The sequence below is a fragment of the Emticicia sp. 21SJ11W-3 genome, assembly GCF_024138715.1.
In the GTDB taxonomy this organism is placed as follows: domain Bacteria; phylum Bacteroidota; class Bacteroidia; order Cytophagales; family Spirosomataceae; genus Emticicia; species Emticicia fluvialis.
In genome coordinates this window covers 2,852,429-2,868,425 of sequence record NZ_CP092074.1, presented here as the reverse complement: position 1 = coordinate 2,868,425, position 15,997 = coordinate 2,852,429, and the positions used below count along the sequence as shown (strand labels likewise).

The 15,997-nt window shown below is 45.5% G+C and carries 10 protein-coding genes; 1 reads left to right on the top strand and 9 read right to left on the bottom strand.

Annotated features, from left to right (window positions below; translation table 11 throughout):
• Positions 1–127: 127 nt before the first annotated feature.
• Positions 128–2,716 carry a cation-translocating P-type ATPase gene (locus MB380_RS12080; RefSeq protein ID WP_253522652.1) on the bottom strand — a complete coding sequence of 863 codons (2,589 nt, stop codon included), beginning with the start codon at positions 2,714–2,716 and terminating at the stop codon, positions 128–130.
• A 379-nt stretch (positions 2,717–3,095) separates the two neighbouring features.
• On the opposite strand from MB380_RS12080, the gene MB380_RS12075 reads away from it, so the two are divergent.
• Complete coding sequence (locus tag MB380_RS12075) at positions 3,096–3,818, top strand: hypothetical protein (RefSeq protein ID WP_253522649.1); 723 nt, start codon at positions 3,096–3,098, stop codon at positions 3,816–3,818.
• Between the two features lie 364 nt (positions 3,819–4,182).
• Here the strand turns inward: MB380_RS12075 and MB380_RS12070 are convergent, their stop codons facing one another.
• The 8 genes from MB380_RS12070 to kdpF all read right to left on the bottom strand — a co-directional run bounded on the left by MB380_RS12070 (position 4,183) and on the right by kdpF (position 15,781).
• Positions 4,183–6,876 (bottom strand): alpha-L-rhamnosidase, encoded by a 2,694-nt coding sequence (locus MB380_RS12070; protein WP_253522646.1) that lies wholly within the window; start codon positions 6,874–6,876, stop codon positions 4,183–4,185.
• 120 nt (positions 6,877–6,996) lie between these two features.
• Positions 6,997–8,736: an ATP-binding protein gene (locus MB380_RS12065; protein ID WP_253522643.1), complete on the bottom strand. Its 1,740-nt coding sequence runs from the start codon at positions 8,734–8,736 to the stop codon at positions 6,997–6,999.
• A gap of 195 nt (positions 8,737–8,931) precedes the next feature.
• Positions 8,932–10,056: a sensor protein KdpD gene (locus MB380_RS12060; protein WP_253522641.1), complete on the bottom strand. Its 1,125-nt coding sequence runs from the start codon at positions 10,054–10,056 to the stop codon at positions 8,932–8,934.
• A gap of 113 nt (positions 10,057–10,169) precedes the next feature.
• Positions 10,170–11,225, bottom strand: a complete 1,056-nt coding sequence (locus tag MB380_RS12055; protein ID WP_253522638.1) for a porin — start codon at positions 11,223–11,225, stop codon at positions 10,170–10,172.
• Positions 11,226–11,375: 150 nt separating this feature from the next.
• Positions 11,376–11,936, bottom strand: coding sequence for a K(+)-transporting ATPase subunit C (locus MB380_RS12050; protein ID WP_253522635.1), 561 nt, complete (start codon positions 11,934–11,936; stop codon positions 11,376–11,378).
• 7 nt (positions 11,937–11,943) lie between these two features.
• Positions 11,944–13,986 carry a potassium-transporting ATPase subunit KdpB gene (gene kdpB, locus MB380_RS12045; protein WP_253522632.1) on the bottom strand — a complete coding sequence of 681 codons (2,043 nt, stop codon included), beginning with the start codon at positions 13,984–13,986 and terminating at the stop codon, positions 11,944–11,946.
• Between the two features lie 8 nt (positions 13,987–13,994).
• Positions 13,995–15,722, bottom strand: a complete 1,728-nt coding sequence (gene kdpA, locus MB380_RS12040) for a potassium-transporting ATPase subunit KdpA (RefSeq protein ID WP_253522629.1) — start codon at positions 15,720–15,722, stop codon at positions 13,995–13,997.
• 5 nt (positions 15,723–15,727) lie between these two features.
• A complete protein-coding gene (gene kdpF / locus MB380_RS12035) occupies positions 15,728–15,781 on the bottom strand; it encodes a K(+)-transporting ATPase subunit F (protein ID WP_253535572.1) in 54 nt (17 codons plus the stop codon).
• Between the last annotated feature and the right edge of the window lie 216 nt (positions 15,782–15,997).

The following is a 15,997-nucleotide window of genomic DNA, read 5'->3' as shown; positions in this document are numbered from 1 at the left end:
GCAGTGCCTGCGGCTTCTGGGGTCTAACCATTCATTTGACCTATTTATCGGGCGATTAATTTTGAATGCCTTGTTCGTTAATAATCATATTCTACGATGAGCCACACGCAGTGTGGCTCTACCAAGTTCATAAATTTTGACGTTTCCTAAACAGCATCTTTACCAGTTTTTCAGCTTCAACGGCTGCAAAAACACCAAAGGCCATTAAGACACAAATCCCCAGTTCCTGCCACGATAAAGGTTGGGTTTTAAAGGCCTTGTTCATAAATGGCACGTACACTACTGCCAACTGCAATATTAATGTAAGCAAAACCGAGCCTATCAACGGCAGATTAGTAAACCAACCCCTTTGCTGAAAAACTGGTCGTTCGGTTCTGATACCAATAACATGCCCCAATTGAGACAGACTCAATACCGTAAATACCATGGTTTGCCAGTGCTCCAATTTTTGGTTGGTTGCCCAGGCTTCTGCCCCCAGTGTTATGCCGGCCATCAGAATGCCCATCCATACAATATGATACCCTACACCATCGGCAAACAGGCTCTGGTCAGGTTCGCGCGGTGGTCTCTTCATGATATTAGCCTCGGCTTTTTCATTGGCCAGTGCCAGAGCCGGTAATCCATCAGTAACCAGGTTGATCCATAGTATATGGATGGGCAGTAAGGGGTTTGGCAGACCCAGAAACGGAGCCACGGCTATCACCAGTATTTCGGCGCTGTTACAGGTCATAATATATTTTACAAACTTCCTGATGTTATCAAATATCCGCCTGCCTTCTTTAATGGCTTTTACGATGGTGGCAAAATTATCGTCGAGCAATATCATGTGGGCTGCTTCTTTGCTTACATCGGTACCATTAATACCCATAGCAATGCCAATATTAGCAGCTCGTAAGGAGGGGGCATCGTTCACACCATCGCCGGTCATGGCGGCAAAATGGCCTTTAGCCTGCAATGCTTTTACAATCCTGAGTTTCTGGTCTGGCGATACCCGGGCATACACCGCTATCTTTTCTACCTGTGCTTTAAATTTGCTGTCCGATAATTTCTCCAGTTCCACGCCTGTCAGGGCCAGTTCATCTTCGTCGAGAATGCCAATTTCTCTGGCTATGGCCTGGGCGGTGGCGGGGTGGTCGCCGGTAATCATGACAGGTTTTATACCTGCCGATTTACACAGGGCAATGGCCGCTTTCGCTTCTTCGCGCGGTGGGTCTACCAGGCCTGTTAATCCGGCAAAAATCAGGTCTTTTTCTACATTTTCGGGGTTAATCTGTGGCGGCAGGCTATCAAGTATGCGGTAAGCATAAGCTAATACGCGTATGCCACGCACCGCCCATTCTTCCGAAATACGGCTGATGAGCGCATCATCTTTCGTACCACTTATAATATCAGTTATGGCCTCGCTGGCACCTTTACTTATGACCAGAAACTTATCGCCGTACTGATGAATAGTAGTCATGCACTTACGCTCTGAGTCGAACGGAATAGCGCCTACCCGCTTATATTTTTTAAAAAGCGAGTGGTATTTTTTGAAACCCAGGTCTTCAATAATATGGCTTGTCAGGGCAAGTTCGGTTGCTTCACCAATGGGCTTGTCGGTCTTCTCAAACTTCACCTCATGGTTCAGCAGCATACTCAGTTTCAGCATTGATACCCCGTCTTCCGGTGTTTCTATGGGCTGTTCATGCTTTTCTGTCAGGTGCATTTTGTTTTGGGTCAGGGTTCCGGTTTTATCACTGCATATAAACGTAACCGACCCCAGGGTTTCTACGGCGGGTAATTTACGTACCAGCACATGTTGCCTGGCCAGCCTGGATGCCCCCCTTGATAGGGCTACTGTAATTAAAGCCGGTAAGGCCTCGGGTATAGCCGCCACTGCCAGGCTAACCGACAAAAGCAGGATACTGAAGGGGTCTTCGCCCCGTAGCAGACCAGATAAAAAAAGCACCACACATATACCCAGTATAATATATGACAGATTTTTGCCGAAGGTTGTCATACGGGCCTGAAGCGGGGTAACGGCTTCTTTTGCCTGCAACAGACCTGCAATTTTGCCCAGTTCGGTTTGCATGCCTGTGCCAATTACCAGTCCTTCGGCGGTGCCGTTGGTAACCAGCGTACCTTTAAAAGCCATGTTGAGCTGGTCGCCTAAAGAGATATTTTCTTCGTGTAGTTCATTATTAACTTTGTCTACCGCAACAGACTCGCCCGTCAGCGACGATTCATCAATGCGCAGCGCATTTACCTCAAAAAGACGTATATCTGCCGGTACCACATTTCCGGCTTCCAGTTGCACAATATCACCCGGCACCAGTTCCTTCGACTCTATCACGCTCGTTTCGCCACCACGTATCACCTGCGTTTGTGTTACACTCATTTTTTTCAGTGCTTCCATTGCTTTTTCGGCCCGGTATTCCTGAATAAATCCAACCACGGCATTCAGAATGATAATCACAAAGATGATAACGGTGTCGGCCACATCGCCAAAAATGCCTGACAGCACCGCCGCCACTGCCAGCACCAGAATCATGAAATCTTTAAACTGATTAAGAAATAAAAGCCAGGGGGGCATTCGTTTTTTTTCCTGCAATTCGTTGTAGCCCTCTTTTTGCTGAAGGTGTTTTACCTCAGCATCGGTCAGGCCTTTTTTTGAGGTATTGAATAATTCAAAAAGAGAATCGATGTTTTGAAGATAAACAGGAACTGTTTTTTTCATAATTGTAAGCATTTATCCGTATCCGGATTTGGTGGTTTCAGTAAGTGTGATTTTCGAAGTTCATAGCACACCGGTTGGCAATTAGTATCCGGTGCCTGCACAGTTAAATTATATTTTGCAATAGCCCTAATAAGCAATATATTTGGGTTGCTGATGGTTAACCCGGCTACTGCTTTTCATGGGTTAAATTTATCAGGAATCTCATTCAGCCTTCGTTTTTTTTATAAAATTTTTTGGTTAAATGATTGGTTCGGCCAATTGTATAACCCCGGGTACCCTGATTTGTTTTCTCTCACGCAGGATAGGTTTGCAATTGAATGCCCGATGATACTATACGCAATACTGGTTATCAGGACAAATTAACATAACAAAAGAAAATATGAACAAAAAATTTACGCTTGGTCTGCTGTTTTTGGGTATGGCAACGGTTGCTTTCGGGCAGGATACTGTAAATACTGCCGCACCCGATAAAAAATTCTTTACGGCCTGGGCTATAGGCATTAATGCCGGTACATACGGCGTGGGCGGGTCTGTTATTACGCGGGTGTATCCGCATTGGGTGCTTCGGGCTGGGTTTGACTATGCCACCTATACCTACAAACCGGAGGATTTGAAAATGGATGTGGAGTATATGGGTAAAGATTTAGAGGCCGAGGTTAAGTCTTTTAATCTTAAGTTTCCGAATGCCAAAATACTACTTGACTTTTATCCGTGGAAAAACGGTGTTTTCAGCTTTACGGGCGGCGCTTATATAGGTAAAAATACCATAAAGATGGAAGGCTACGCGTCTGAAAAGTTTGAATTTGGGGATATTGTGATAAACCCTGACCCCAAAACCGGGTATTTTGATGCGCTGCTTACAATGGGCGAGCAGGTAAAGCCTTATTTTGGCATTGGGCTGGGCCGAGCCATGCCTAAGCGCAGGGTTAGTTTTAAATTTGAAGTGGGGGCGGTTTATCAGGGCAAATACAATGTTACCAGCGATTACGCATCAGGAGAAGCCGTGCAGTTTAGCAAAGATGCCCTGACAGACGTATTACCCAAGCCGCTTGACAAGCTATGGCCAATGGTGAGTTTTAGTCTGGCTTATAGATTTAAGTAACAGAAAAGCACTTACAGTAGATAATAAGTTAGACAAATTTGTAAATCAACATATAATAAGATGATTGACTAGATTCAGTCTTTATTTCTTCATGTTGTACTGTTTTTTATCCCGTAGGGATGGTATATCAGTAGAAATTAAAGCCATAAAACGAGCAAAGTCCTGTAGGGACGATATATTAATATACCGTCCCTACAGGACTACAATTTCTTACACAACATTATTATTCTACCGATATACCATCCCTACGGGATTATAAGGCATCATATTGAAGAATACTTGTTTTTTGATTCTTATGAATCAAACCATAAAAGTGAATATATGATAGCAAATAACCCTTACAACCTTTTTACTCACTAAAATTTTACCGTATCTCAAATAAATACTCACCAGCCACCACGTTAGCCAATGTAATGGTTTGAGCCTTCATTATCGCTTTTACAATCTTCCCGTTTTCATACAATTGTTTGCCATCTGGCAAATGCAGTTTTAAAGTAGCTGTGCTGTTGGCCGGGATCACCAACCGGTATTCAATACCCTTGTCTGTTTTTTTCCATGCCGAAGTTATCCTTCCCTGCGGGCCGTCATGACTGGCCGCAAAGCCTGTCAGATCTTTTACAAAATGCGGTTCAATCAGCACATTTTTAAAACCCGGTTTGGTTTCATCCGGTTTTATACCTCCTAAAGCCTTATAGAGCCAGGCGCCAATCTCGCCAAACATAATGTGGTTCAAAGATATGTCAGACTTGGCATCAATCGGCCAGTTTTCATAAAGCGTAGTAGCGCCGTTTTTTATCCACCAACCCCATGAGGGGTAGGTCTCCTGAGCTGCCACCGCATAGGCCAGGTCAGCATAGCCGTTTTCACTGAGCGCATTCAATATAGCTTTGGTGCCGAGTAAACCCACATCTATATGGCTACCATCTGCCTGTACCCTTTTAGCCAGATTGGCCGCTACTTTGGCTTTCATGTCTTCTGGCACTATGCCCCATTGCAGCGGTACACTCAGCTCGGTTTGTACGCCGCTTCCATAGATTCCATTTTCGCGGTTCAGGTATTTGGCATTGATGGCATCCTTAATGTTTTTTGCAAGACTACTATAATAAGCCGCATCGGCAGTTTTACCCAATAATGCAGCCGTTTTGGCAACGATGGTGGCATCAACAAAGTAATAAACTGATGACGTAAACTCAACCGGTGATTTTGATTTCACAGGTACCCAGTCGCCCAGGCCCCAGGTGGTCAGGTGCTTGGGAGCAATGGTTTGTATATAATCTACGTAGCGTTTCATGTGGCTGTAGTTATCGGCCAGTATTTTGGTGTCGCCATAAAACAAATAGATATTCCAGGGGATAATAGCAATGGTGCTGGTCCAGTCTGGCCCGTTACCCCACTCATAACCCCAACCACCGGTCGGGATGATTGAGGGTAACACCCCGTTGGCCTGCTGCTCGTCGCGGTGGTCGGCCAGCCATTTTTCATAAACCGTAATGGCATCAAAATTATACAGCCCGGTTTCACTGGCAATGTGTGCATCGCCCGTCCAGCCGTTTTTCTCTCGTTGCGGGCAGTCGGTCGGGTACCCGAAAAGATTAGACAGATACGAATTATTAGTTGCCCACCATAGTTTGTTCATGGTAGGGTTAGCGGTTGTTACCTGGCCCGCAGGTGGCACATCGCTGTGCATAAAATAGCCCGTCAGGCTTCCTTTGCTCAATTGCAGCGGTTTAGCACAGGTAAGCTCAACATACTGAAAACCCTTGTAGTTGAAATGCGGCATAAAAGTGTCTTCGCCTTTGCCGCTAAGGGTGTACACATCTACCTGAAAAGGGTCCTGGTTATCAGTAGGGCGGTAGTGAATATCAATGTTCGACATATCGGCGAAACCATTGGCACCCAGTCGCTCGGCGTGTTTCAGCCTTACTACCGTTCCGGCTTCACCTTTTATTTTTAATTGGCTGACACCGGAAATGTTTCTGCCTAAATCAAACAGATAGGTTGTGTCATTCAGTTTTTTCATACTCTTTGCCGGAATCTCTTCCACATTCCTTACAGGAACCATGGCCTGCGCTACTATGTTTTGAGACGGAGATGTTCTGAAAATGACATCTTTCCAGTCTTTATCGTTAAAATCCGGGTTGTTCCAACCGTCCTGTGCCAGCCGGGCATCCTGATGTTCAGCCGTATAAATGCTGTTAAAAATGACAGGGCTCGGGGCTGTTTTCCAGCCTTTGCCGCTAGAGATAACCTCGGTGGTGCCGTCGTCATAGGTAATTCGTAAATCGAGGCAGAAAGTGGGTCTGCCTCTCCACGGCGCTTCATGGAAATTCCAAACGGCCGTAGACTGGTGGTTATACCAGCCATTGCCCAGCAACACGCCAATGGCATTTTTACTGTTTTGCAGCGCAGCGGTTACATCGTGTGTTACATAGAGCGTTCGACGGTCGAAACGGGTGTACATCGGGTCAAGGCGATGGTTGCCTATTTTCTGCCCGTTAATGTATAATTCATATAAACCTGCCACGGCTACATAAACCCGCGCCGATTTTATTTTCTTGTCTGTTGCAAAAGTTTTTCTGAAATAGGGGGCAGGTTTCAGGTTTACGTCGCGGGTGTCGCTTATCCAGGCACCGCGCCAGTTTTGTTGGTTTATCATGCCCATTTCAAAGCTAGCCACAGCCTGTGTGGTTTTTTGGCCGTCTTTATCCCAAAGTGTAACAGCCCAGTAATATTTGGTAAAGGGGCGCAGGGCCTTGCCTTTATAAACCGCCAGTGTATTGCCTGAAACTACCTTTTTTGTATCCCATTCAGTACCTGTGCCAAGAGCCACTTTGGCGGAGTCGGTATCTACCAATACCTGATAGGCTGTTTGTGTGGCTCCCTTGCGGGTGTCTGTCAATAACCAGGTAAATCGTGGATTGGGGTTGTCGATACCCAGGGGGTTTTTGAGGTATTCGCACTTTAAGCCGGATGGCAGTGGAGGGTTGGCAGCAAAACTTTCTGCCTGGGCAAAAGGTAAAACCAAAGCCAGGGCAATTAAATGCAGGATGAATTTCATACAATGTGGGTTGAATTACAGGCTGTAAAAATATACATTGTATGGGAATAATGAGCAGTTTGATTGGTGAAATTGTGTGACTTGTTCACCGAATTAATTCACTGTATCGGCAGAAATGTTCTACCCCTCCACCACAGCCAGATTAAAATAGAAAGTGCTGCCCATGCCAATTTCGCTTTCTACACCTATGCTGCCGTTCTGGGCTTCGATAAACTCTTTGCTGATGGCCAGCCCCAGCCCCGTACCAGATTTATTGCTGCCCGGTACCTGAAAATACTTGTCGAAAATCTTGTCTTTGTAGCGTTTTTCGATGCCCTTGCCCTGGTCGCTTACCGAGAAATTAACGTGCGTGTCAGTCTGATTGATTCTGATGGTAATCCGGCTTTGTTCCGGTGAATAATTGATGGCGTTGGTCAGAAAGTTAATCAGCACCCAGGCAGTTTTTTCGGTATCGGCCTTTACAGCGGGCAGGTTTTCTGGCACCTCGGTCTGAATATCTATTTTCTTTTGAGCTGCCTGAGTTTTTACGGCCTCGGTGGCATAATGCAGTATTTCGTACGGCGTACTTTTCTGGATATTTAGCTGGATATTCCCCGTTTCTACCTGCGACAGATTGAGCAGTTCTCCGGTTATTTTCAGCAACCGGTGGCTATCTTCTTTTATGCTGTCAATCAGTTGTTTTTGTTCTTCATTAATGGCGCCTGTCTGTTGGTTTTCTAATAATTGCAGGCTCATTTTGATACTTGAAATAGGCGTTTTCAGCTCATGCGAGATGGTGGCTATGAAATTGGTTTTGGCAAAATCAAGCTCTTTGAAAGGCGTGATGTTTTTAAGCACAATTACGTGGCCTATCTGCCGTTTTTCTTTTTCGCCGGTAGGCACAATAGCAATATCAATTATTTCTTTTTCAAAATAGCTCTCTTTGTTATCTGCAAAAATCTTGATGGGTTGCTTTTTGCTCTGGGTATCGGTGCTCGGTGTCAGTACCAGATCTTTTACCAGCGAGCGCAGTAAGTCATTCATCAGCGACACATCCTGTGCCTGTTGGCCAATCAGTTGTTCGGGTTTTAGTCCGGTTACTTTCAGGGCCTCGTCGTTGGCAAAAAGTATTTTTTTGTTTTCGTCCAGGCCAATCACCGGGTCGTGCATATTGTTGATAAGCGTTTCAATCCGCTTTTTTTCAAACAGCAGCTTCGACAAATTACTGTTATTGTATTCTTCCAGTTTTTCGGCCATTGTATTGAACGAAAGCGCCAGTTCTCCAAACTCGTTGTGGTCTTCAAAATAAACCCTTTGCGAGTAATCGTTGGCTGCAATCAGCTTAATGCTCTCGGTAAGTTTCCTGATGGGGTTAGCAATATTTCCGGGCAGGTTAATGAGTAAGGTAAACGCAATCAGAAAACAAAGCGTACCCGTAGTTGCTACCCAGATGGTAGCTGAGGCTGCCGTTTGCTTGGCCACATTGCTTTTGCGCTGAATGGCCTCCATGTTCAGGCGCATAATTTCTGCAATGTCTTTTCTTATCAGTAAATGAACAGACTCCTCAGCCCTGTTGGCCTGCAACATTTTAAAATGCCCAAGTAATTGCCGGGTGGCTTCTCGTTCACCAATTTCTGTAATGTTTGCCTGTTGCTTTTTCAGGTTCTCTTCAAGTATATTCATGGCGGTGGAGTCTGAGGTTACTTCGTCCAGGGCCATCAGCATATCACGAGCATACTCAAGGGTAATGTAATTGGCCTCCAGAATATTCTCTGTATCATTTTTCAGGGCATTAATATACCGTGCCCCTACAAATGTAAGCAGGGTAATGAGTATAAAAAGCAGTCCTACACCCAGGGTCAGTTTGGTTCTTATTTTCATATCAATGTTGGATTGATAAATTTGATTATTTGTTTGTAGAGCCGAAATGCATTACGGCTCAAGGCCTGTCTGTTCAGTTGATGATAAGAATTGAGAGGCAATTATTCATTTATTGCACCCATTTATCCCCTGAAGCCGCATCGCAATGCGGCTCTGCTAATCTGTTTCTTCCCCCTTTAGGGGCTAGGGGTTTGCTTACGACAATATCACCACATCTACATCTGCAAACGATAATTTATTGAGCAAATCATTAAATATATTGGTTGATAGTATCACGTTAAAAAGGTTCAGGTGGGGCTTGCCTATGCAAAGGGTGGTAATCTGCCTTTGTTCGGCCACTTCCATAATGCACTTGGCAATGTTGCGGTCTTCTACCCTTATAATCTCTGCCCCCAATTGTGTGGCCAGTTTAAAGTTATTAATCAGGTGCCGCTGCTTGTCGAGCGCTATTTTATCGTTGCTTTCTTTGGGCGTTTGCACATACAATACATACCATTTGCTGTTGTAATAACTGGCCAGCCGGGCAGTTTTTCTGATTACATTTTTAGCTGTTTTTTCATTGCTGCTGATACAGGCCAGAAATTTTTCGTGGCGTATAGCCGTACTTCTGGGTATTTCGGTTTCAACTTTTCTTTCTACCTGGCTGGCCACTTCTTTCAGTGCCAGTTCGCGCAGTTGCAAAATTTGGTCAGCCTTAAAGAAGTTGTTCAGCGCCATAGGTACTTTGTCTGGCGTGTATATTTTCCCTTCTTTCAGGCGGGTTATCAGTTCATCGGCTGTCAGGTCTATATTCACCACCTCATCGGCCATCCGTAGCACACTGTCAGGAATGCGCTCTTTTACCTCAATGCCTGTTATATCTTTTATTTCTTCGTTTAGGCTCTCAATGTGCTGTATATTTACAGCGCTTATTACATTAATGCCTGCTTCCAGTACTTCCAGCACATCCTGCCAGCGTTTTTCGTTCTTGCTGCCTTCAATATTGGTATGTGCCAGCTCGTCAATTATTACTACCTCCGGCCGCAGATTAATAACCGCCTGCACGTCCAGTTCTTCCAGCTCTTTGCCTTTGTAGAATATCTTCCGGCGCGGAATAACCGGCAGGCCGTCCAGCAAATCATGAGTTTCTTTCCGTAAATGGGTTTCAATATAGCCAATTTTTACATCAATGCCGTTACGTAGCAAAGAATGGGCCTCTTGTAACATACGAAAAGTCTTGCCTACACCGGCGCTCATACCAATGTAAACTTTAAATTTTCCCTGCCGCGACTTCCGGATTAAATCCAGAAAATGCTGTACGTTCTCTTCTTTGTTAGGCATGATGTAATTTTGTTTTACCAGAGAGTTGCACGAAGGGTTACACGGAGTATCACTGAATCTATCCTCAGTGATACTCCGTGCCTTAACTCCGCGTTCCTCCGTGGTTAAAATGTTTAAAAACTAAAACACAAAGCGCTGGTTAAATAAACTACCTGACTTTTATTATCAAAAATCCTGTCTTTGCTATCAAGCAGGCGGCCTTCCACGCGCCATAAAAGATTATTGGCCAGGGCATAATCCATGTTCAATGAGTAACCGAGCGTCTGAAAACCATTGGCTGTACCAGTGGCAATTATCACGCCGTTTTTATCCTGATAATACTCGGCACGGGCAGCCAGCCTTAGTTTGTCGGTGGCCGAATAACACACAATCAGAACAGGAGATAACCAATGGTTGTACCGGGTGCTTCCGTTTGTTTTTTGCTCAATACCGAAGTCAAACCCTGTTATTAAACCCAGTTTTTTATTAATCTGAAACTGCCCGTAAACGTTATTGAAGTACCGCCAGCGGCGTAGGCTATCGGGTTGCTCATTGCCTGCATAGCTGCTCCAGTTAAGTGTAACATTACTATTGGGCTTATAGGTAATCTGCGTACCAAAAGCCGGTGTCTGGTTACCCGGCACACGCTGAATCCGCTGCCAGCCGTTCAGTACCAACCCGGCCAGATACCATTTTTCATTGGCCGAGGTATAAGACAGCCGCACGCCAGATTCATAATAAGGCGAGTTTTCGGCCAGCAGGCTTCTGGTCAGGTTCCAGGAGTCTTTACCGATGGCGCTCTCAAAACCAATGTGCGACGGCATAATGCCCGCATCTACCCACAGGTTGTTTTTGCCCGATACTTTAACGCCCACGTTGGCTTCATATACATTTTTTAGCAACCCCTGCTCGGCCGTCATATTATACTGCGCATAAGTTCCCGCCATTATGCCCACATTGGCTCTTACTTTATCTGTGGCATAAGCTGCTTTCAGCAAACCCAGATTCAGGTTTAGTTCGTTGTGGCGGTTGTGGTTATACAAAAATGGCGCTTTTTCATGATTACCGGGCTTGCTGAAATCATAACTGTAATAGGTTTCTACATAGCCCGAAAAAGTGAGTGGTTTGTTTTCTTGTGCATGGGCTCTTAAAACCATGAGCATCAATGCCGCTGCTATTATTTTTTTCATTTTGTTGTACTTTTTTTGGGTTTAAGCATTGCACTAAGGCCTGTTTTACCACGGAGTTTCGCCGGGTTTTGCACGGAGTGCCACGGAGAAAAGACTCTTTGAAACTCCGTGGTTAACTCTGTGCAACTCAGCGGTTAAATAAAAATTGGGTTACTTCAACTCATCTAAAGCCACATTCAACGCTAAAACATTCACGGCTTCAGGGCCGAAAAGGCCTAACAATGGTTTTTGTGTGTGCGATTCAATCAGCGCTAAAATCTTATCTTCGCCAATATGCCTTGCTGCGGCAATACGTTTTACCTGTATTCTGGCCGATTCAGGCGATATGTCCGGGTCAAGGCCGCTGCCTGATGCCGTTACCATTTCGGCAGTGATGGCCGATTTCTTAACCTCAGGATTATGCACCATAAACGTATCTATGCGGCTTTGTACGGTGGCCAGGTATTCGGCATTGGTTGGGCCTTTGTTACTACCGGCAGACCCGGCCGAGTTATAGGCAACAGCAGACGGGCGGCTCCAGAAGTATTTGTCTGCTGTAAACGATTGTCCCAATAGTTTGTAACCTACTGTTTTACCGTTAACGGTAACGGTTTCGCCCTTGCCTTTGTTGGGCGCTAATTGTGCAAAACCTGTAATAACAAGCGGATAAATGACTGCGAATAACACCATGCTTATCAATGTAAGACGTATGGCTGAAAATATGGTTTTCATGATTGTATCAGATAAAAAGTGAAACGGCCAGGTCAATTAATTTGATGCCTATGAATGGCACTATAATACCACCCAAACCGTAGATTAATAAGTTGCGGCGAAGAATGGCGCTGGCACCTATGGGTTTATAGGCTACGCCCTTCAAAGCCAATGGAATAAGCAAAGGAATGATGATGGCATTGAAAATAACAGCCGACAGTATGGCGCTTTCAGGGCTATGCAGCCCCATGATGTTAAGCCCCTGCAAGGCTGGTATGGTGGCAATAAACAAGGCCGGCACAATGGCAAAATACTTGGCTACGTCGTTAGCGATAGAGAAGGTAGTTAACGTTCCACGGGTCATTAGCAACTGTTTACCAATCTCTACAATCTCAATCAGTTTGGTTGGGTCGTTATCAAGGTCTACCATGTTACCTGCTTCTTTGGCTGCCTGTGTACCGCTGTTCATGGCTACGCCTACATCGGCTTGTGCCAGGGCAGGGGCATCGTTGGTGCCGTCGCCCATCATGGCTACCAGCTTGCCTGCCTGTTGCTCTTTGCGTATGTACTGCATTTTGTCTTCAGGTTTGGCTTCGGCAATGAAATCGTCCACCCCTGCTTTTTCGGCAATGTATTTGGCTGTCAAAGGATTATCTCCGGTTACCATTACCGTTTTAACACCCATTTTGCGCAAGCGTTCGAAACGTTCCTGAATACCGGTCTTGATGATGTCCTGTAGCTCAATTACCCCCAGCACCTGGTTGTTTTCTGATACTACCAGCGGCGTACCACCGTTGCTTGAGATAACCTTTACGCGTTCGGCCGTTTCGGCAGGGAACACATTTCCGGCTTTTTCAACCATCTTTTTAATAGAATCATAAGCGCCTTTGCGGATGCTTGTTCCCTCAAAGTCGATACCTGAACTACGTGTTTCGGCCGTAAATTTGATAAAAACAGGCTTGCTGATTTTGTAGGTTGACAGATTCACACCTGCCAGATCAATGATCGATTTACCCTCGGGGGTTTCATCGGCCATTGAACTCAATACAGCCAATTTAACGAAATGCTGTTCGTCAACTCCCGCTACCGGATAAAAATGTGTTGCCTTACGGTTACCTATGGTAATGGTACCGGTTTTATCAAGCAGCAGCACGTCAATGTCTCCGGCGGTTTCTACGGCTTTGCCCGACTTCGTAATTACATTGGCACGAAGGGCCCTGTCCATTCCGGCAATACCGATGGCAGACAGCAGCCCGCCGATGGTAGTGGGTATCAGACAAACAAAGAGCGATATAAACGCGGCTATGGTGATGGGTGTCTGGGCGTAATCGGCAAAGGGTTTCAGCGTAACACACACAATAATAAATATGAGCGTGAAAGCCGCCAGCAGAATAGTAAGGGCAATTTCATTCGGCGTTTTCTGGCGGCTGGCACCTTCTACCAGCGCAATCATTTTATCAAGAAAACTCTCGCCGGGTTGGGTGGTTACCAATACCTTAATTTTGTCAGACAATACTTTTGTGCCACCCGTTACACTGCTTTTATCGCCACCTGCCTCACGTATCACCGGGGCTGATTCTCCCGTAATGGCGCTTTCATCAATAGTTGCCAGGCCTTCTACAATCTCACCATCGGTTGGTATAATGTCTCCCGGTTCGCATACAAACACATCGCCTTTTTTGAGTTGAGATGAAGGTACCATCTGAATTTCGTTCAGATACATTTCGCCTACTGTCTGCACCAGTTTGGCTGGTGTTTCTTCGCGGGTTTTGCGCAGGCTGTTGGCTTGGGCTTTACCTCTGGCTTCGGCCAGGGCTTCGGCAAAATTGGCAAACAACAAAGTAGCCAGCAGAATCAGGAAAACAATAATGTTGTAAGTAAGGCTGCCTTGGTTGGCCGCACCAAAAAAGATGGCTATACAAACAAACAACATAATGAGTGTTCCGATTTCGACCGTAAACATAACAGGGTTACGGAACATGACACGCGGATCGAGTTTGATAAACGACTGCCCGATGGCTTCTTTTACCAGTTCGCGGTCGAACAATGAAATATTATTATTTCTGGTCATTGGATTAATTATTTAAATAGCGTAAAATGTTCTGCCAAAGGCCCTAAAGCCAAAGCAGGGAAAAACGACAACGCAGCAATGATGGCTATTACGGCAAAGGTCATAATAGCAAAAGTCGAGGTATCTGTTTTAAGCGTTCCGGCACTTTCGGGTATATACTTTTTGCCAGCCAGCAGGCCTGCAATAGCCACCGGGCCAATAATAGGCAGGTATCTGCTCAGTAGCAGCACAATGCCGGTGCTGATGTTCCAGAAAGGGTTATTGTCGCCCAGGCCTTCAAAACCGCTACCGTTATTGGCCGCGCTGGATGTATATTCATAAAGCATTTCAGAAAAACCATGATACCCCGGGTTGTTGAGCCAGCCTGTGGCGTTGCCATTAAACCACCAGCCCATTGCCGTGTTATTGGCTGCAAAGTAGGCGGCCATGGCCGTACCTGCCAGTATAAGCAATGGGTGCAGAATGGCAATAACTGCCGCAATTTTTACTTCTCTGGCTTCTACTTTTTTACCCAAAAACTCAGGTGTACGGCCGACCATCAGACCGGAAATAAACACACCCAGAATAATAAATACGTAGTAGTTAAGCAGGCCAACCCCGCAACCGCCATAAAAGGCGTTTACCATCATGGCCAGCAACTGCATAGCGCCTGAAAGCGGCATACTGCTGTCGTGCATGCTATTGACCGACCCGGTTGAAATAACCGTGGTGGCGATGCTCCAGTAGCCCGATGCAGCCGTGCCAAACCTGACCTCTTTACCTTCCATGCTTCCGGTTGGTTGTGCTACGCCCAGGTGCTGAATAGCCGGGCTGCCATTTATTTCGGCTATAACGGTGGGTATGGTAAGTAGCAGAAAGCCGACGGTCATAACACCGAAGATGCTCCAGGCCAGTTTTTTACGTTTCAGGTAATAACCCAATGCAAAAATGAATGCGAAAGGGATAATCATCTGCGATACCATCTCAACGGCGTTGGTAAAATAATTGGGGTTTTCTAAAGGATGCGCCGAGTTAGCCCCAAAGAAACCCCCGCCATTGGTGCCCAGGTGCTTAATAGCCACAAAAGCCGCCGCCGGGCCTCTTGAAACCTGCACCAAGTCGCCCTGTAAGGTGGTTATGGTGTCTTTTCCTTCAAAGGTCATGGGTGTGCCATTGAAAGTAAGAATGATGGCTACAACAATTGATAACGGCAACAAAATGCGTGTGCAGCTTTTCAGAAAATAGTTATAAAAGTTGCCCAGCTTATCGGCCTGGCGTTCGCGCATGGCGTTGAAAAGAACCGCGCCCGCTGCCATACCCGTAGCAGCCGATACAAAGTGCAGGTACATTAGCCCTATTAATTGGGTAAGATAAGAAACCCCGGTTTCGCCTGAATAGTGTTGCAGGTTACAGTTGACAATAAAAGAAATGGCCGTATTAAAAGCCAAATCGGGCGACATAGACGGGTTACCGTCCGGATTGAGCGGCAACCAGCCCTGGTTCATCAATAAAAACATGCTTAGAAAAAACCAGACAAAGTTGATGCCCAACAGGGCTGTCAGGTGTTCTTTCCAGTTCATTTCCCGGTTAGCGTCTATGCCGCTGAAACGATAGAAAAGTTTCTCTATGGGGTTAAAAACGGGGTCTAGCAGTGTTTTTTCGCCCGAATAAACCCGCGCAATGTATTTTCCGAAGGGGATGGCCAGCAATAGCGTAACCACAAAGAGGGCAATGATGCCTGATATTTCAGTGTTCATAAGATTCAGAATTTTTCAGGTTTAAGCAATACATACACTAGGTATCCGAAAACCAACATCGATAAAATGAATAGTGCTGTCATGGTTTTAGATTTTTTCAAAGAAGTGGATAGACTTATAGCAAACCCCAAACAGGGCTGCACCAACTACGATTAAAATGAGCGTTACCATTGTATTATTAATTTAGTTCTGATACCCTTATGCCAATCTTTGTGCCTGATTGTAAATGAATTTTGCAAGTAATTGATAATGAGCTGTTTATTGTTATGTAAAGG

Coding starts and splice junctions, on each gene's coding strand:
- MB380_RS12060 (WP_253522641.1), bottom strand. CDS start 10,056: ATGCCTAACAAAGAAGAGAACGTACAGCATTTTCTGGATTTAATCCGG.
- MB380_RS12050 (WP_253522635.1), bottom strand. CDS start 11,936: ATGAAAACCATATTTTCAGCCATACGTCTTACATTGATAAGCATGGTG.
- MB380_RS12055 (WP_253522638.1), bottom strand. CDS start 11,225: ATGAAAAAAATAATAGCAGCGGCATTGATGCTCATGGTTTTAAGAGCC.
- MB380_RS12065 (WP_253522643.1), bottom strand. CDS start 8,736: ATGAAAATAAGAACCAAACTGACCCTGGGTGTAGGACTGCTTTTTATA.
- MB380_RS12075 (WP_253522649.1), top strand. CDS start 3,096: ATGAACAAAAAATTTACGCTTGGTCTGCTGTTTTTGGGTATGGCAACG.
- kdpA (WP_253522629.1), bottom strand. CDS start 15,722: ATGAACACTGAAATATCAGGCATCATTGCCCTCTTTGTGGTTACGCTA.
- kdpB (WP_253522632.1), bottom strand. CDS start 13,986: ATGACCAGAAATAATAATATTTCATTGTTCGACCGCGAACTGGTAAAA.
- MB380_RS12080 (WP_253522652.1), bottom strand. CDS start 2,716: ATGAAAAAAACAGTTCCTGTTTATCTTCAAAACATCGATTCTCTTTTT.
- MB380_RS12070 (WP_253522646.1), bottom strand. CDS start 6,876: ATGAAATTCATCCTGCATTTAATTGCCCTGGCTTTGGTTTTACCTTTT.